Source organism: Rhodococcus sp. KB6, assembly GCF_001445685.1.
In the GTDB taxonomy this organism is placed as follows: Bacteria; Actinomycetota; Actinomycetes; order Mycobacteriales; family Mycobacteriaceae; genus Rhodococcus_F; species Rhodococcus_F qingshengii.
Genome location: NZ_LNAK01000154.1, coordinates 164,463 through 182,313, shown reverse-complemented (window position 1 = coordinate 182,313; position 17,851 = coordinate 164,463). Strand labels below are relative to the sequence as shown.

General features: G+C 62.6%; 15 protein-coding genes. 9 read left to right on the top strand and 6 right to left on the bottom strand.

The annotated features are described in order from the left end of the window. Nucleotides 1–2: 2 nt before the first annotated feature. Nucleotides 3–1,478 carry an amidohydrolase family protein gene (locus ASU23_RS28275; protein WP_058039182.1) on the bottom strand — a complete coding sequence of 492 codons (1,476 nt, stop codon included), beginning with the start codon at nucleotides 1,476–1,478 and terminating at the stop codon, nucleotides 3–5. Nucleotides 1,479–1,681: 203 nt separating this feature from the next. Between ASU23_RS28275 and ASU23_RS28270 the strand changes: the two genes are divergently transcribed. The 7 genes from ASU23_RS28270 (at nucleotide 1,682) to ASU23_RS28240 (ending at nucleotide 9,846) form a co-directional block, all read left to right on the top strand. Further along, nucleotides 1,682–2,527 (top strand): M55 family metallopeptidase, encoded by an 846-nt coding sequence (locus ASU23_RS28270; RefSeq protein WP_007734371.1) that lies wholly within the window; start codon nucleotides 1,682–1,684, stop codon nucleotides 2,525–2,527. A gap of 208 nt (nucleotides 2,528–2,735) precedes the next feature. Then, nucleotides 2,736–4,016 carry an MFS transporter gene (locus tag ASU23_RS28265; RefSeq protein ID WP_037132270.1) on the top strand — a complete coding sequence of 427 codons (1,281 nt, stop codon included), beginning with the start codon at nucleotides 2,736–2,738 and terminating at the stop codon, nucleotides 4,014–4,016. 14 nt (nucleotides 4,017–4,030) lie between these two features. Then, nucleotides 4,031–4,888 (top strand): tryptophan 2,3-dioxygenase, encoded by an 858-nt coding sequence (locus ASU23_RS28260; RefSeq protein ID WP_003945883.1) that lies wholly within the window; start codon nucleotides 4,031–4,033, stop codon nucleotides 4,886–4,888. A 143-nt stretch (nucleotides 4,889–5,031) separates the two neighbouring features. Then, nucleotides 5,032–6,126 (top strand): M20 family metallopeptidase, encoded by a 1,095-nt coding sequence (locus tag ASU23_RS28255; protein WP_051649497.1) that lies wholly within the window; start codon nucleotides 5,032–5,034, stop codon nucleotides 6,124–6,126. A 2-nt stretch (nucleotides 6,127–6,128) separates the two neighbouring features. Continuing rightward, the gene (locus ASU23_RS28250) at nucleotides 6,129–7,067 is read left to right on the top strand and encodes a GNAT family N-acetyltransferase (protein ID WP_202426978.1); all 939 of its coding nucleotides are present in this window, start codon (nucleotides 6,129–6,131) and stop codon (nucleotides 7,065–7,067) included. Next, a complete protein-coding gene (menC, locus tag ASU23_RS28245; RefSeq protein WP_054188095.1) occupies nucleotides 7,064–8,179 on the top strand; it encodes an o-succinylbenzoate synthase in 1,116 nt (371 codons plus the stop codon). Before ASU23_RS28250 ends, menC begins: the two co-directional genes overlap by 4 nt. A 47-nt stretch (nucleotides 8,180–8,226) precedes the next feature. Continuing rightward, nucleotides 8,227–9,846, top strand: a complete 1,620-nt coding sequence (locus tag ASU23_RS28240) for a CdaR family transcriptional regulator (protein WP_058039306.1) — start codon at nucleotides 8,227–8,229, stop codon at nucleotides 9,844–9,846. 71 nt (nucleotides 9,847–9,917) lie between these two features. On the opposite strand, the gene ASU23_RS28235 is transcribed toward ASU23_RS28240, so the two are convergent. The 3 genes from ASU23_RS28235 to ASU23_RS28225 all read right to left on the bottom strand — a co-directional run bounded on the left by ASU23_RS28235 (nucleotide 9,918) and on the right by ASU23_RS28225 (nucleotide 12,273). Next, nucleotides 9,918–10,814, bottom strand: a complete 897-nt coding sequence (locus ASU23_RS28235) for a serine hydrolase (RefSeq protein ID WP_007734380.1) — start codon at nucleotides 10,812–10,814, stop codon at nucleotides 9,918–9,920. A 156-nt stretch (nucleotides 10,815–10,970) separates the two neighbouring features. Next, nucleotides 10,971–11,606: a ScbR family autoregulator-binding transcription factor gene (locus ASU23_RS28230; protein ID WP_007734383.1), complete on the bottom strand. Its 636-nt coding sequence runs from the start codon at nucleotides 11,604–11,606 to the stop codon at nucleotides 10,971–10,973. A 238-nt stretch (nucleotides 11,607–11,844) separates the two neighbouring features. Next, nucleotides 11,845–12,273 (bottom strand): HIT family protein, encoded by a 429-nt coding sequence (locus ASU23_RS28225; protein WP_058039180.1) that lies wholly within the window; start codon nucleotides 12,271–12,273, stop codon nucleotides 11,845–11,847. Between the two features lie 102 nt (nucleotides 12,274–12,375). Between ASU23_RS28225 and ASU23_RS28220 the strand changes: the two genes are divergently transcribed. Together ASU23_RS28220 and ASU23_RS28215 are read left to right on the top strand one after the other, a co-directional pair. Then, the gene (locus ASU23_RS28220; RefSeq protein ID WP_228232619.1) at nucleotides 12,376–13,602 is read left to right on the top strand and encodes a glycosyltransferase; all 1,227 of its coding nucleotides are present in this window, start codon (nucleotides 12,376–12,378) and stop codon (nucleotides 13,600–13,602) included. Continuing rightward, nucleotides 13,599–15,746 (top strand): glycosyltransferase family 39 protein, encoded by a 2,148-nt coding sequence (locus ASU23_RS28215; RefSeq protein ID WP_058039179.1) that lies wholly within the window; start codon nucleotides 13,599–13,601, stop codon nucleotides 15,744–15,746. Before ASU23_RS28220 ends, ASU23_RS28215 begins: the two co-directional genes overlap by 4 nt. An 85-nt stretch (nucleotides 15,747–15,831) precedes the next feature. Here the strand turns inward: ASU23_RS28215 and ASU23_RS28210 are convergent, their stop codons facing one another. Together ASU23_RS28210 and ASU23_RS28205 are read right to left on the bottom strand one after the other, a co-directional pair. Beyond that, on the bottom strand, nucleotides 15,832–17,133 hold the full coding sequence (locus tag ASU23_RS28210) for an HNH endonuclease signature motif containing protein (protein ID WP_058039178.1): 1,302 nt from the start codon (nucleotides 17,131–17,133) through the stop codon (nucleotides 15,832–15,834). Nucleotides 17,134–17,203: 70 nt separating this feature from the next. Beyond that, nucleotides 17,204–17,851 (bottom strand): ABC transporter ATP-binding protein, encoded by a 648-nt coding sequence (locus ASU23_RS28205; protein ID WP_003945821.1) that lies wholly within the window; start codon nucleotides 17,849–17,851, stop codon nucleotides 17,204–17,206.

Here is a 17,851-nt window from a genome sequence, read left to right as displayed (position 1 = left end):
GGCTACGAGCGGCGTACCGGGCGACCAGGCAACGCGTCCTGGACCACGACACCGTCTTCGACGACGGGTACTCCGCCGACCAGCACGCGGCTGATACCGGTGGAGGGGCGGGTGCCGTCGATGTACGTGGCGTTGTCGGTAATTCGCTCGGGGTCGAAAACGAGGATGTCCGCGTCGCTACCGGGGCTGATCCGACCTTTCGTCGCCATCGAGGGAACCGACTCCTCCAGAATCTGCGCAGGGATCAACGAGCAGCGCGCGATTATCTCCGACAGCGACAGCAGTCGACGCTCGCGGTACAGCGTACGAATCGCACGTGCATAGGTGCCTGCGCCGCGGGGGTGGCCGAGTGCCTTCTCCGGCAGTGGCCACTGCAATGAGTCGGCAGGCGAACGGCCGGGCCAGGTCAGTGGCATCGCGTCGCTCGCGATGGCGGCGCGATCGAAAGTCATCGCCCGTTCGAGGAATTCGCGCTGCACGGTGTCGTTCTCGTCGAGGAACTCCACCAGCACCAGTCCACCGGGGTCGGTGGCCCGAAGATGTTCCAGCTGCTTGCGGTCCGCGATACGTTCACCGGTGGGTACGAATGTCAGCGACCGTGGTGTCAGATTCATCAGGTGCAGCTTGTCGGGATCGAGAAATGCAGCTCCGACGGCCGTCGACCCGGAACCGTACGGATACGCCTCCGTCGTGACGCGCGATCCGGCTGCCTGAACCTGTGCCACCACCGACAGCGCGTGGTCGACGTGCATTCCCGAGGTGCTGTTGACGTGGCAGTAGTGCATGTGTGCGCCGGTTTCGGCTGCTGCACGGGCGATTTCGACGGCACCATCCACCGGGCTCGACGGATCGGCCGAGATGAGAGGGCGCGCATGGGTATAGGTGGGAACACCGGCTCGCGCCGCGAGATCCGCCACCTGTAGGTACTCCACCGGATCGGATTTCGGCGCGTACCCGACCACCACGCCGATGCCGAGAGCGCCTGCGGCCAGATCGTTTTCGAGGAGTTCGAGAATGTGGGCGCGCTGAGAGGCGGTGGGCTCGCCCTGCCAGCTCGGGGAACCGAGATGGTGCAGGAGCGTTCTGATGTCGCCGTCGGGATCGGCCCCTGAGAGTTCGATCATTCGGGCGTGCGCCCACGACGTCGCGTAGCCGTAGTTGATCGGGCGGCCCTCGGCGCCGGCCCGGGCATATGCCTTTGCAACAGGAATGACGCCGGCTTCCAGTTCGAGGGCCGTCGTGACTCCGTCCAATGCCTGAAGTCGCTGCTCGGCGATTTCCTGTCCGTGGCTGTGCAGGTCGATGAATCCGGGGCAGATGACCTGACCGGTCACGTCGATCGTCTGCCGGGCTTCGATCGCGTCGCGACCCCACGCCGAGACCTTGCCGTCGGTGATCGCGATGCCCCGTACCTCGTCTGTCCCCGATGCGGGATCGACGACACGGCCGCCGGTGAACACGATGTCGTGGACCTGCATCAGCGCTGCACTCCTGTCGTTGGTCGAACCGCCTGGCCCGGCGAATGTCCCGATGGTTTCACGGCTCGGGTATCGGATTCTGGTGTGAACGTCCCAAATGGAGGCCGACTCACCGTTCGAGCGGACAAGAAACGGATGCGCTCGAGTGTGAAGGTGAAAGCGAAGTTATCAATTCAGCCGATTGAGATCGATGGAGGACAGGAATGCACGTCTATATTTCGGTGGACATGGAGGGTATCGCGGGTATCGCGACGCTCGATCAGACGATCCGCGGCGGTGGCGGCTACCACCGTGCGCAGATGCTCATGACCGCCGAGACCAATGCCGCGATCGCCGGTGCGTTCGACGCCGGTGCGACGAGCGTCCTGGTCAACGACAGCCACGGAACGATGGACAATCTGCTTCACGCCGACCTGGATCCACGGGCGCGTCTGATCTTCGGAACACCGAAGATGCAGTGCATGGCGGAGGGACTGACGTCCGATCACGACGTCGCGCTGTTTGTCGGCTATCACGCACCCGCCGGTGGGCCCGGCGTCCTGGCGCACACGTTCTCGAGCTTGTTCGCCGACGTCCGCCTCGACGGCAAGTCCGTCTCGGAGACCGACGTCAACACCCTCTACGCTGCCACCCAGGGCGTTCCCGTCGGCCTGGTGACGGGTGACGACATCATCTGCGGCTTGGTCGACGCGGCCTCGCCGACAACCGAGACCGTCGAGGTCAAGAAGGCACATGGATGGTCGGCAACCAATTCGCTGCCGCCGTCGCTGGCGTGCGAGCAGATCCGAGCAGGAGCCGAGCGCGCAGTGCGTAAGGCCGACACACTGAAGCCGGTCGAGCTGCGTGACGAATGGACCCTCGAGATCGTTCACCCCACCACCACGGGAGCTGAACTCGCCGAGGCTGTTCCCGGCTCGCGACGGATTTCGGATCGTACGATTTCGCACACACTCGGCAGCGTCGACGACATTCTCGGTCTGATCACTGTCAATGCCCGGCTTGCAGCCGCAGGCGTCTCGACGATCGTGGCAGTCGCCAATCGCACGTAGTGAAGTAGCGACTCCATCGCGAAATGCCGCCGACGCCGTGTGCGCCGGCGGCATTTGTCATCTCTTGGGGCAGAACATGTTCCGACCGACCAATCGTTGCTTCGGCTATTGGTGAAACGGACCAATGCGGTAGACGTGTTCGCTGTCACACTTCATCAGTCTTTTCAATGTTCCAGTCCATGCGGCACAAGACAATTCGGGAGGCTTGATGAAGGCGGAACGCGTCACAGTGGAAGGACCGTCGCGGGCGAGCGACGGTCCGGTTCGAAATATGATGGACAACAGGTCGATTCGTCGTACGACCACCGTTACGGTGGGGCTGCTCAGTACCATCTGGTTGATCGACATGGTGGATCGCGTCATGATCGGGCTTGCGCTTCCGATGATCGGCGACGAATTCTCGCTCAGCAGTACGCAGTTGGGTGGCGTGGTCTCGGTATTCGCGATCTTCTACATGCTCGGGCAGGTCCCCGGCGGAATGTTGGCCGACCGCTTCGGACCCAGGCCCCTGTTGATCGTTGCTTTGATCCTGTGGTCGGTGTTCACAGCGTTGACAGGGTTCGCGTGGGGTCTCGTCTCGCTGATGGTCATGCGTGCGATGTTCGGCATCAGCCAGGGGCTCTTTCCAGCGGCGTCGTTCAAGGCTTTGGCTGAGCGGACGCGTCCGAAAACCAGAGCGACCGCGATGGGTTTCATGCTCGGCGCCAACAACCTCGGCCCCGGCATCGCACCGCTGATCATCGCGCCGGTCCTCATGGCCGTGGGGTGGCGTGACGCGTTCTGGCTGGTGGCGATCGTCGGCGCAGTGATCGGCACGGTGGTGTGGTTGGTGCTGCCCGCACCGCTGGACACGGAAATCTCGGAAGATCCCGAGGCAGCCTTGCAACCTCTGGCGAGCGAGCACTCTCGCGCCGCGGTGTTCAAGTCCGCGTCGGTGTGGAAGTTCGCGATTCTGTTCTGCCTGGCCAACATGTCCGCGTACGGGCTGATGACCTGGGTGCCGAGTTATCTGCTCAACGACAAGGGACTCTCGCTGATCGACACGGGAATCTTTGCCGCAATTCCCTTCATCGTCACGGCGCTGGCCACGATTGTGGGCGGGCGGTTGGTGGACAAGTACTTCCACGACCGGGCCAGGATCCTTCTGGTTCCGTGTATGGCCACGTCGGCAGTCCTTTTGTTCCTGATGACCACCGCTGACACCGTCGCGATGTTCACGTTCTACGAGACGTTGGCTCTAGGCATCAGCGGTCTGTGTTCGATGTCGATCTTCGCGATGCCGTTGCGGGCACTTCCGGCCGAATTCCTCGGTTCCGGAATGGGTTTGATCAACGGTTGTGGTCAGTTCGCCGGTTTCATCACCCCGCTCGTGATGGGATGGATGGTGGACCAGTTCTCGTACATGGCTGCATTCGGAGTCCTGGTCGGAGCGACGAGCGCTGCCGCATTGGTGGCCATGATCGTTCCGCAGACCCCGGCGAAATTCTGACAAGGAGACCGAAGATGTCGGCAACGGACGGCACACGAAAGATCGAAGACGACGTCGTCACCGATTTCTCCGGGAAGATGAGTTACGGGGCCTACCTCGGACTCGATACCCTCCTGGATTCGCAGCACCCGGTGAGCGAGCCGGAACACCACGACGAACTCTTGTTCATCATTCAGCACCAGACCAGCGAGTTGTGGCTCAAGCTGTTTCTCCACGAGATTCGGGCGGCCAGAGCAGCGATCGCTGCCGACGACATTCGGGTCGCGTTCAAGCGGATCGCACGTGTCAAACACATTCAGGCCACCTTGACCGAGCAGTGGTCGGTGCTGGCGACACTGACGCCGGCGGAGTATGCGGAGTTCAGGGGCGTTCTCGGCAACTCGTCGGGGTTCCAGTCGTACCAGTACCGCGCCGTGGAATTCGTGCTCGGAAACAAGAACGCGGGCATGCTGAAGGTGTTCGAATCGGATCCGTCCGCCCATCGATTGTTGGAGACCCTGCTCGGGGAGCCGACACTGTACGACGAGTTCTGGCGGTACCTGTCCAGGCAGGGGTACGACGTTCCGGCGTCGGCTCTCGAACGAGACGTCAGCGCGCCCTACGTGCGAAACGACGAACTGATTCCGCTGGTCAAAGCAATCTACGAGAACGTCGAACAGCACTGGACGGCGTACGAGGCGTTCGAGGAGTTGGTCGACCTCGAGGAGAGCTTTCAGCTGTGGCGGTTCCGGCACCTTCGGACCGTGCTGCGGGTGATCGGCATGAAGAAGGGGACCGGCGGTTCGAGTGGTGGTGCCGGCTTCCTGCAACGTGCGCTGGAGTTGAGCTTCTTTCCCGAGCTGTTTGCCGCCCGAACAGAGATCGGTACCTGACACACCTGCTTGATGACACCCAGCTGTTCGTGACACACGACGAATCCGAGCACGAAGGACAGGAGTCTTGGACAAGATCCGACAGGGTCGCTTCGACCAAGCTTGACTGCGAAGTTGCAAGTCGGTGACAGGAGAGCGTCGGAGTGGACAAGAAATCAATGGTGGCAGACCTGGCGGCGTTGGTAACCGCCGAGTCGCCCAGTTCCGATCTCGGCGCAGTCGATGCATGTGCGGACGTGGTGGCCGAAATCGGCGAACGCCACCTCGGAAGCACCCCCGAACGTATCCGCATCGACGGGCGCCAGCACTTGCGTTGGTCGTTCGGCGCGGAGCCGAAGGTGATGCTCCTGGGCCATTTCGACACCGTCTGGCCTCTCGGAACGCTCGCGGAGTTGCCCTGGTCTGTCACCGACAACATCGCCACCGGACCCGGAGTCTTCGACATGAAGGCCGGCATCGTCCAGCTCTTCCACGCGCTCGCATCGCTTCCGTCGCTCGACGGGGTGGTCGTGCTCCTCAATTCCGACGAGGAAATCGGCTCCCCGACCTCGCGCGCACTGATCGAGGAGCAAGCACGTCAGGTCGACGCGGTGCTGGTCCTCGAAGCCGCAGCCGACGGCGCAGTGAAGACCGCGCGCAAGGGTATGTCGCTGTACTGCGTCGACATCGAGGGACGCGCTGCACACGCCGGACTGGAACCGGAACGAGGTGTGAACGCTGTAGTGGAGCTCGCACACCAGATTCAGGCCGTGGTGGAGCTCGCGGACCCGGTGGCGGGAACGTCGGTGGTGCCGTCCGTGATCAGTGGCGGCACGACCACCAATACTGTTGCAGCGCAAGCGCAACTGTGGTGTGACGTTCGCATGTGGTCGGCGAAGGAACAGGAACGCATCGACCGTTCGATCCGTGCACTGACACCGGCGCTGGCCGAAAGTCGAATTTCGGTGTCCGGAGGCCCCAACCGTGGACCACTTGAATCAGTGTCTTCGGAGAAGCTGTACTTTCTCGCTCACCAGGTCAGCAGTGAGAGCGGCTTGGGGATGCTGCGCGACTGCGCCGTCGGCGGTGCATCGGACGGAAATTTCACTGCCGCAGTAGGAACTCCCACGTTGGACGGCCTCGGTGCCGTCGGCGGTGGTGCCCACGCAGCGACAGAACACGTAGAGATAGATCAGATGATCCCGCGCGCCACCTTGTTGGCCGGTCTGGTGACTCGAATCCTGGAGGGAGGACTGTGACGATGACGTCGCCGAACAATGTCCAACGCAAGACCGTTCAACCATTCGGAGGTGTATCGCCTTCACGGATGCGGCAGGCAATCAGCCAGGCCGAGCAGGCCGCTCTGCTTGCATGTGTGACTATCGAAACCGTCACCGGGCATGCCGAGTTGGAACAGGTATTCGGTCTGTTCGAGAAGGTATGGCAGCCGGAGAGCGGTAACCCTCCCGTCCATCGGGACATGATGAAGGCGCTCGCACACTCCGGTAACTACGTCGCCGGCGCGTTTCGTGGCGGGGATCTGATCGGCGGCTCGGTTGCATTCTTCGAGGAACCGCAACACCGTTCGTTGCATTCGCACATCACGGGGATCCTCCCGAACGTGCAGAACGGGCACATCGGCCTCGCGTTGAAACTGTTCCAGCGTGCGTGGGCACTGGAACGGGGAATTCTCCACGTGCGGTGGACTTTCGACCCGCTCGTCGCACGCAATGCCTACTTCAACGTCTCGAAACTCGGTGCGTTCCCGATCCAGTATCTGCCGCGTTTCTACGCGCCGATGAACGACAGCCTCAACGGCGGCGCAGACAGCGACCGGTTGTTGATCGACTGGGAAATCGGTAGTAGCAAGGTTGCCGACGTCGTCGCCGGTTCGGGAGAAGTCCCGACTCCCGAGTCCTTGGGGGCGAGCGAACTGCTGTCCGTCTCCGAAGCCGGCCTGCCCGTGTTGAAGTCGACCAAGAATCGATTCGTCACGGTGGCTACACCGAATGACGTGTACACACTGCGTAAGTCGGACCCGACGGCAGCGAACGACTGGCGCCTGGCAGTCCGCGAGACTCTCGGTGGTGTGCTCGCCGAGAACGGAGTGGTTCTCGCAGTTACCAGAACCGGAAAGTACGTGCTGGACCGTGCGCCGGGAACACAGGCAGGCAGGACAACAGCGGAGGTTACATCGTGAAGATCGAAGGAGTTGAATTACGCCGGGCGGCAATGCCGTTGAAAGCGCCGTTCCGTACCTCGTTCGGCACCGAGACCACCAAGGACGTGTTGTTCGTCAAGGTCGTCACCTCGGAGTCGGAGGGCTGGGGCGAGTGCGTGGCGATGTCCGAGCCTCGCTACTGCTCCGAATACACGGACGGCGCCGCCGAAGTCCTTCGTAAGTTCCTGATTCCGTCTCTGGGTGAACTCACCGATCCCGACGTGCACGCACTGAGCGCGACGATGGAACAGTTCGCCGGGCACCCCATGGCCAAAGCGGCATTGGAAACCGCATTTCTCGACGCCGAGTTACGGGCTGCCGGGACGAGCATGTCTTCGTACCTGGGTGCAGTAGTCGATCGCGTACCCGCGGGTGTCTCGGTGGGTATCAAGAATTCGATCGATGAGCTGCTAGAGGAGGTAGGCGGGTTCCTCGATGCCGGATACCTGCGCATCAAACTGAAGATCGAACCGGGCTGGGACATCGAGCCGGTTCGCGCAGTCCGCGAGAGGTTCGGCGACGACGTACTCCTCCAGGTCGACGCGAACACCGCGTACACCCTGGCTGACGCCCGCCATCTCCAGCGGCTCGACGACTTCGACCTCCTGCTGATCGAGCAGCCGCTTCCCGAAGAGGAACTGCGCGGCCACGCCAGGCTGGCCGAGATGATGCGGACGCCGGTCTGCCTCGACGAGTCGATCACCTCCGCGAAGGTCACCGCCGACGCGCTGGCAATCGGTGCGTGCAGCGTGGTGAACATCAAACCGGGACGTGTGGGCGGTTATCTGGAATCGCGTCGTATCCACGACGTCTGCAAGGCCAACGGAATTGCCGTGTGGTGCGGCGGAATGCTCGAGACCGGAATCGGCAGGGCCGCCAACGTCGCGCTTGCCGCGCTCCCCGGATTTGTCCTACCAGGCGATACATCGGCTTCCGACCGGTACTTCGCCGAAGACATCACCGAGCCGTTCGTACTCGACAACGGTTACGTGAAGGTTCCGGAAGGACCGGGTATCGGCGTCGAACCGATCCCCGACCTGCTCGAAGCAATTACCACGTCGGTCGAATGGATCGGCATGGATCGGCTTTGACGAATCACTATGACACACTTCGTTCACCGGACGAAGGAGTGATAGACGTGGGCACCGTACGACCTCGCATCAGTTTGGTGCGGCTTCTCGAAGACGTGGGAACTACGGTGCTGAATCCGGTTGTCGGCGACCCGGAGGCGGTCCAGGAGATCGCCTCGGTGGTCATTCACGACCCCGACGACGACTCACCCTCGACACCGGACTCCATGGTGCTGCTCGTCGGCGTCACCGGAGGCGAACGTATCGCGGAGTCCGTGGCCGGCCTGGCCGAGCGCGGAGTACGCGTGGTGGTCGCGCGAGTGACCGCCGAGGTCAGCGATGCGGACCGCGAATCCGTCATCGCCTCGGGCGTCGTGCTGTTGGCCTTGGCGCGTGGAGTCTCGTGGGTTCAGCTGACAAGCCTGCTTCATTCGGTGCTCTCGGCCCGAAACGAAGTCGGGCACATCCACTCACGCGGAGGTGGCCCGGCCGGCGATCTGTTCGCCTTCGCCAACGCTGTCAGCGCACTTCTCGATGCGCCGATCACGATCGAGGACCGAAGCTCACGGGTCATCGCCTTCTCCGGCCGCCAGGAAGAAGGAGACGGTCCACGTATCGCGACCGTTCTGGAGCGGCAAGTTCCTGACCAGTACATTCGAGTGCTCGAAGAGGCCGGGGTCTTCGACCGGCTCTATCGCAGCGACGATCCGGTGTGGGTCTCGGCCGAGACCCTCGGTACCAAAATGGGTCGTATCGCCGTGTCCATCAGAGCCGGCGACGAGTTCCTCGGCTCCATGTGGGTGGCAACCGGTGAGCCGATGTCCGACGACCGGATGCGTGCTCTGCGCGATTCAGCCGGGTTGATCGCGCTGCAGATGTTGCGGTTGCGCGGCGGCGCCGACGCCGAGCGCCGACTGCGCGCAGACCTGATCGCAACCCTTCTCGACGGTGGGTCAGGTGCGGTCGACGCGATGAATCGCCTCGGCCTCGGGACCGGCCCCGCACTCGTGATGGCTTTGGGTCGTAGGTCTTTCGAAGGATCGTCGAAGCCGGACGATGCCGCCCACGTGGTGCGACTGACCGACGCTCTGGCCATGCACCTCGGCGCCGTCCACTCGCAGTCGGCGGCAGCCTTGGTCAACGGAACCGGCTACGCGGTGCTGTCTGTACGAGGGCATTCCCCGGCCGAAGCCGAGTTGCAGGCGTTCCGTGTGGCCTCGGACTTCCTGGACCGCACCGGAGCGTCCGGCGACACGATCATCGGGATCGGCCGGGTCGTGACCAGACCGGCGCAGCTGAGCCGATCGAAGCGCGACGCCGAACATGCCCTCGAAGTGTTGTTGGCGGGACGAGCGTCGGGCAGCGTCGCCACCTTCAGTAGCGTCCACGTCGATGCCATCCTGTTGGAGATCGCGTCGGAAGCTGCAGCCGAAGGGTTCTCGGACCTCGGACCGATCGAGGCGATCGCCAGCCACGACGCCGCTCATGCGACCTCGTTCGTGGACACTCTCGATGCGTGGCTCAACGCGTTCGGTGATGTCGGTGACGCCGCGGCGTCATTGCACGTGCACCCCAACACCTTTCGATATCGCCTCAGCAAGTTGAAGGGTATGGCCGCGTTGGATCTCGACGACCCCAACGTCCGCTTCCGGTTGATGGTGCATCTTCGTCTGCGCGGTCCACGCTAGCTCGAAAGCCGAAAAATGCGGGTCGCACTGATTTCTCAGCGCGACCCGCATTCTTTGTCAGTGGGTTCGGATCAGCTGTTGTTGCGAAGTGCTTCGACAGCGATGCGGCCGACGGTTCCGATGGAGGCGTCGATCTTCGGGGCGCGGTGGGTGAGCTCGTGGGACTTGGTGAAGACACCGACGGCGTAACGCTTGCCGTCCGGGTACGCCACGACGCCGGCCTCGTTTCGTACCAGTCCCAGCGTTCCGGTCTTGGCGGCGACAGTGACCTCGTCGGGGAAACCGGACGAAAGGCGGTGCGGCCAGACCTGCTTGCTCATGATGGTTCGGACCTCTTCACAAGCCGATGCGGGGCCGGCTTCGTCCCTCCAGATTGCAGCCAGCAACATTGTGATCTCACGAGGAGTACTGGAATTGGAGCGGGCGGGATCCATGACGGAAATTGTCCGAAGAATTTCGATGGGGGGCATTTCCAGCAAGGTGCCCTTGTCGACGCCGAGGTCGTCGTAGACCGTCTTGAAGAGGCCTCGGCAGTCACGGACCAAGTTGGTCTTCTCCAAACCGAGCCCGCGCAGCGTTGCGACGATGTTGTCGAGTCCGAGACGCTCGTACAAGAAATCCGTGGCGGCGTTGTCGCTGAAGCTCATCATGAGCAGAGCGAGGTCTCGCCAGCTTGCAGTCACGTCGTCGGCGCAGCCGCCGATACCGATGCCGCCGGAGCGGAACTCGGCGGTCACCGTGGCGTGCTCGGTCGGATCAAGGGTGCCTGCCGCTACTTCACGGGCGTACTGAAGCACAACAGGAATCTTGAAAACGGAGGCGAGGATGACACCTTCGTCCGCGCCGTAGCCGAACTCTTCGCCGGAATCGATGTCGCGTGCGTGGACGTAGGCATCGGTCTTCGCTTCGGCAAGTACAGCAGCGATCTCCTGCTGTGCGCTCTCAACGTACGTGGCGGTTTCGGTCATTCGAGAAGCCCTTTCGTCGGTATCCATGTATCTGGGTTATTCGTGGATCTGACGATAGTGAGTCGACGACGGGGGGTCTTGTACGAATCGACGAAGGTTGGCGCACGGTTCGGTGCTGATGCGCCGAATCATCCGGGCGTCGGGGTGTTCTCCGGATCAGGACGCATAAGTTTCGAGGCGACATCCGACCAGTTCGGCGACGGCGCTGCGTCGCTTGTCGGAGACCACGCCTGCCAACAGGAGGGTGAACAATTCGTCGATACGGTCGTTCAAATCGCTTCGTCTGGTGAGAACGTTCGAAACCAGTTGAACGCCGGTGAATGCCGAGATCACCACGCGACCCACCGATTCCGGCTCCACATCGTCGCGGATGTCGCCTTCGAGCTTCGCGGCCTCGGCCAGTTTTCGAAGCTCGCGGATCCACGCGACGTACGGGCCTTGCGAACCGTCGGCAGAGGCCAACTCGAGGGTAAGTCGGATTCCCGCACGAACAATAGGCTCTGCGACGAGTTGGCGGCCCATCTCGTGGCACACCATGACGAGCTGTTCCAGTGCCGGTGCGCCTGTGGCTGCAACTGCGGTGAAGGCACTGATCGAGATCTGGTGCTGTTCTTCGATCACCGCCTGAGCCAGTTCGTCTTTGGACGAGAAGTGAAAATAGACCGCGCCCTTGGTCATCTGCGCCGCGGACACGATGTCATTCATGCTCGTGCTGCCGTACCCCGTGACTTCGAACCGATCAGCAGCACCTTGAAGAATCTGTCGGCGACTGATCTTGGCACGTTCCTGCATTGCTCCCTTGTCCTCCGACTGTTAACACGTGAACCAGTTTTAGGGCCCTAGGTCCCGGACCAGCGACCCACGGTAGCAGCGAATCTCGTGCTCGCGCGACAGCGCGAAACGGACTGTTCGGTGTGCAATCGCAGGTCACGGTCGGTAGGAGCGACAAATGCGACCGCCGCAACCTCCGTTGGAGGCTGCGGCGGGGAGTCCAGTTATCGGCCAGCGAAATTCGGTCGAAGGTATGCGATCAACGAGCCGAGACAGTTGCCTCGAAGCCGAGGTCGCGTAGCGCCGACTTGAGTTTGGTCTGTGCCTCGTCGAGAGATTCGGGTGACGGCGAGGTGTCGGCGCCACTGATGTCGAAGTTCCCCATGTCGTATGCGGGGAAAACATGAACGTGAAGATGCGGAACTTCCAGACCTGCGATGAGGAGACCCGCCCGAGGCGCGTCGAACGCCTTCCGCACGGCTTGGCCGAGGTTGCGGGCAACAGCGGTGACCTTGGCAAAGAGTTCAGGATCCACGTCCTGCCACTGATCGACCTCGGCTCGCGGAACCACAAGCACGTGGCCCTGCGTTACCGGCGCGATGGTCAAGAACGCGACGACGTCCTCGTCCTCCCACACGAAACGTCCTGGTAGATCCCCGTTGATGATGGCACTGAAGACTGAAGGCATACCCCGAGATTAGCCCGCGTCCGGTTGCCAGGAAACTCCCAGGCTGGACGCAGGTTCGTCGGAGCCGGCCCGACAAATCTAGGACGCATGACGACAGAAGCCATGCAGACCGCGGGCAGCACGGACGCAGAGGAGGTCTCCGCGACGACTGTAGTGCTGGACGTGGTCGTCCCGGTATACAACGAAGAGGCAGGCCTCGAGACGTGCGTGCGGCGCCTGCGCCGGCATTTACGCACGCAGGTGCCATTCTCTGCACGAATTACCATCGCGGACAACGCCAGTGTCGACGGCACGTTGGCACTCGCCCGTTCCCTCGCCGAAGAATTCGACGACGTCCGGGTCGTCCACCTGGATGCGAAGGGTCGTGGTCGAGCACTGCGGCAGGTATGGAGCGACTCCGATGCCGACGTGGTCGCGTACATGGACGTCGACCTCTCGACCGACCTCAACGCCCTGATGCCGTTGATTGCTCCGTTGCTCTCCGGACACTCGGACATCGCCATCGGTTCCCGGCTGGCACGATCGTCCCGCGTGGTGCGCGGCCCCAAGCGTGAGTTCATCTCACGTAGCTACAACCTCATCCTCCGAAGCGCACTGCATGCTCGCTTCTCCGACGCCCAGTGCGGATTCAAAGCCATGCGCGTCGATGTTGCACGGCAACTACTTCCGCTGGTGGAGGACACCGGGTGGTTCTTCGATACCGAATTGCTGGTGCTGGCCGAGCGAGCGGGCATGCGGATTCACGAGGTCCCTGTCGACTGGGTGGACGACCCGGACAGTCGGGTGGACATCATTGCCACGGCAGTTGCCGACCTCAAAGGTGTGGTCCGTGTCGGGCGAGCACTGTCTACCGGTTCCCTTCCATTGGCCGAGCTCAGGGCAAGTTTCGGACGTGAACCGTTGGTTCCCGGAGTTCCACGAGGAATGGTCGGGCAGCTCTCACGCTTTGCCGTGGTGGGAGTCATTTCGACGCTCGCGTACGCGCTGCTCTACCTCGCTCTGCACTCGATCATGGGTGCGCAGTGGGCCAACGCCGTCGCATTGCTGGTGACCGCGGTATTCAACACCGCCGCCAACCGGGCCTTCACCTTCGGGATCCGAGGGTCGGAAGGATCCGCTCGTCACCAGATGCAGGGACTGCTCGTGTTCGGGTTCGGTCTACTGCTCACCAGCGGATCATTGTTCGTGCTCGACGTCATGGCGCCCGATGCTTCCAAGCACGTGGAGCTTGCCGTACTCGTCATCGCCAATCTTGTTGCCACAGTCAGTCGATTCATCGCACTGCGCTGGGTGTTTCGCACCGCACAATCCGTAGGAGCCAATCGATGACCGCCACTGCAGAGACACTCGCCGCGCCGCTGCCAGCGCCGGAACCGCAACGTCAGGTGCGCTGGGAACCGTGGGCGCTGGGAGTGTTGTTAGTGGGCACCGGAGTTGCCTACATCTGGGGCCTGGGCGCGTCCGGATGGGCCAACTCGTTCTATGCCGCTGCGGTACAGGCAGGTTCGGTGTCGTGGAAGGCTTTCTTCTTCGGCTCCTCGGACGCTGCAAACTCGATCACCGTCGACAAGCCGCCCATGTCCCTGTGGTTGATGTCGCTGTCGGTTCGCATCTTCGGACTCAATTCCTGGGCGATGTTGGTGCCGCAGGCACTCCTCGGGGTCGGATCGGTTGCACTGTTGTGGGGAACGGTTCGACGGTATTTCGGTGCGGCCGCCGGCCTCCTCGCGGGCCTGGTACTTGCGCTCACACCCGTAGCGGCGCTGATGTTCCGGTTCAACAACCCGGATGCTCTGCTGGTGCTCCTGATGATCGCAGCAGTGTGGGCGATGATGCGCGCCGTGCAGGACGGCCACACCCGCTGGCTCGTGTTGGTCGGTATCTTCTGCGGATTCGGTTTCCTGACAAAGCAATTACAGGTCATGTTGGTGGTTCCACCGCTGGCGCTCACCTATCTGATCGCCGGACCGCCGAAACTGGGTAAGCGCGTACTCCAACTGTTCGCGGCACTGGGCGGACTGATCGTTTCCGCCGGATGGTGGTTGGCAATCGTCGAACTGTGGCCGGCCGACTCGCGTCCGTGGATCGGTGGTTCACAGAACAATTCGATTCTCGAACTGACGCTCGGCTACAACGGGCTCGGGCGCTTGAGCGGCAACGAGACCGGAAGCGTCGGCGGCGGCGGAATGCGCGGTGCTGGTGATGCCGCGGCCGGCGCTGCTGCGGGCGGTTTCCCCGGCATGGGCGAGGCCGCAGGTGGTATGGCCGGGGGAGGTATGGCACCAGGTGGTGGGGCCGGCGGTGGTATGTGGGGGAGTACCGGCATTACCCGACTGTTCGAATCGGCCCAGGGCGGACAGATCGCCTGGTTGATTCCTGCTGCACTGATCCTTCTGGCGGCTGGAATCGTGCTGCGAGGCAGGGCACCCCGCGCTGATACACAGCGCGCGTCATTCATCGTCTGGGGACTGTGGCTGTTGGTGACCGGACTGACCTTCAGTTTCATGGCGGGAATCTTCCACGCCTACTACACCGTTGCGCTGGCGCCGGCGATCGCCGCGCTGATCGGTTCAGGATCGGTAGTGGCGTGGCGTCATCGTGACGTCCTCTGGGTTCGCATCATTCTGGCGGTGTCCTTGGCCGCAACCGTCGCGATGGCGTGGGTACTGCTCGGACGCTCGCCTTCGTTCGTACCGTGGCTTCGCTGGACCATTCTGGTGGTCGGCATCGTCAGTGCCGTGGCAGTGCTGATTCCGGCAGTGACGCGAGGTCGATCGGCTGTGGCAGTGATTCTCGCAGCGATCTTCACCGGTCTGGCAGGTCCGACTGCATACGCGATCGACACGATCAACACTCCGCATACCGGTTCCATAGTTTCGGCCGGACCGAGCGTCGAAGGTGGAATGGGTGGGCCCGGCGGTGGCCGCGGAGGCTTCGGTGGATTCGGTGGCACGGCTGATGGCGGTAACCGTCGGACTGACGGGGCTGGGACCGGAATGCCGGGCACGCCCCCTGTAGGAATGGGTCAGATGCCCGGTGGTGCAACAGTTCCGGGCGGTACCACGCCGACCACCGACGGAACGCGGGGCGCAATGGGAGGCGGTGCCGGTGGTCTACTGCAGGGCAGCACGCCGGGAGCCGCTGTTGTGTCCACACTCGAAGAGAACTCCGACCAGTTCACGTGGGTAGCCGCGGCAATCGGGTCCAACAGCGCCTCGGGTTATCAGCTTGCGACGCAGTCACCGGTCATGGCTATCGGAGGGTTCAACGGGAGCGATCCGTCGCCGACGCTCGCGCAGTTCCAGCAGTACGTGGCAGAGGGCAAGATTCACTTCTTCATCGCAGGCGGTGGGATGGGTGGCGGTATGAACGCCGAAGGCACCGCTACCGCTATCTCGACGTGGGTGACCGAAAACTTCACCGCCACAACGGTAGACGGAGTAACCCTCTACGACTTGACGGTTGCAGGCTGACCATAATGAACGCACGCCAGGTCCGCATCGGAGGTGCTTCCTTCGATGCGGACCTGGCGTGAAGTTGTATGCCTGAGGTTCGTCCTCAGGTTTTGAAGGTGGTGTTCGCCGGCCGCGGGTGCTGCTGCGGGTCGATCGAGGGTGGCGGGATGAACCAGGGTTTGTTGTCGACTCCTATTCGGATTTCCCATTTGCCGACGAACCCGGATTTTCGGTGCATCAGTCGGTGGTGTGAACGGCACAGCAGGACCAGGTTGTTCATCACCGTCGGGCCGCCGTTCGCCCAGTGCCGGATATGGTGCGCATCCGTCCAGGCGGGTACGCACGTGCAGCCGGGGAACGCGCAGCCTCTGTCGCGGGCAATCAACGCAGTCCGTTGTTCGGCGGTGACCAACCTCTTTCCTGGTTGCGCATCCAAGGGCGCGCCGTGATCGTCGAGCAGCACGGTCGAGAGGAAACAATCACACCCGAGAAGCCTTGTCTGCGAAACGGACAGCGGTCCGAGCCACGGCATGTGCCCGACATCAAGATCAGACACAGCCACTCCACCACCATCAGTTGGTGTGGCGGCGCAGTCCCGATGCTCCGCCAGATCCCGAGCGTTGATGTGCACGTTTACATGCGGACGCTGACCACCATCGGTACCGGTCTTGGCGCAATCGAGATAGCGGCGGATCAGTTCGGTGAACCCGTCCGCGGTCCGTTTCGCCGCCGACCGGGCATCCGGCGTCCCGTCCGGTGCCGGGGTGGGCATCGTCAGATTCGACAACGCCGACAGCAACATCTCACCGGTGAGGGCGTCGAAATCACCACGCACCACCACCCGACCGTTCAAGGTCGACGCGATCCGCAACTCGTTGAGATCGACATCCTCGGCGGGCGGGATCTCATCGGACTCGAACAACCGCTCCAACGTCGCGATCACGTTCCGCACCTTCGTCGTCGTCGCCTCCACACCCGACGCAGCAGCCAACAACAAATCGATACAGCGCGGGAGTGCCTCCTCCGGCATCCCCTTCGGCGGTGACTCACAGAACGCCACGATCAACACGGCATGATCGAACGAGCAATCCCCGTCATCGAACCGAGCAGCCACCGCCGGAAACGGCCGCAACGCTGAACCTAACGCGGCGATCTTTTTCCCGTCCCGAACCTGCAGCATCGTGTTGGCCGCCAACCACGCACCCACCCCGCGGCTCGTGATCACCTGATCATCCGGGCGCATCGACAACTCGTCGACCACGGCCACCCGCACGGCCTCGAGGCGCAGAATCTCCGCACTCGCCTCGACAGCAGCCTCACGCAACTCCGCAGCAGTCAACTGCCACAGGCGTCCGCGCAAACCCACCGCAGAACCAGACACCACATCCGACAACAAGACACTCATTGAATCCCCCGATCCCCTGCCCAAATCATACTCGAACATACGTTCGGGTCAAGGGTCGATTTCGCAGGGGCTAAGCGCTGATACTGTCGAGGTCGTGGACCACGTCGCAGCAGGCGCCGAGTAATTCGCGATCATGGCTGATGAGTAATACACCGACGCCGGTTTCGGCGGCGCGACTCTCGATCAACCGAATGAGCGCTGCCGTCGTGGCGGCGTCGAGCATCGCCGTCGCCTCGTCACAGATGAGGTATTTCGGTTGTTGCGCCAGCGATCTCGCCAGGCAGGCGCGCTGTAGTTGGCCGTCGCTCACCTGGTGTGGTCTGCGCGACAAGAGATCGGGAGTGAGGCCCACTTCTGCTGCCAGCGCGGCCACATCGATTGACCTACTGGCAATGTCACCGGGTTGGCCGATGATCGAGGCGAGCGTCTGCCGAGGGTCGGTCGATGCGCGAGGTGACTGAAACAGCATGGACACCGTGCCGCGTAGTGCCGCGGGTACCGAGAATTTGGTACCCACAACGGGTGATCCGTCGATCCGCACTTCGCCTGACCACGGTGCATCCAGCGAAGCGAGAATCCTTGCAAGTGTTGATTTTCCGGTGCCCGAAGGCCCGGTCAGGCCGATCAGCTTTCCCGACGGAATCTCGAGCGAGACGTTCTCGAGAACTGGCCGGTTGCGACGGTAACCGCTGGTGATTCCCAGAGCTTGCAGACTCAT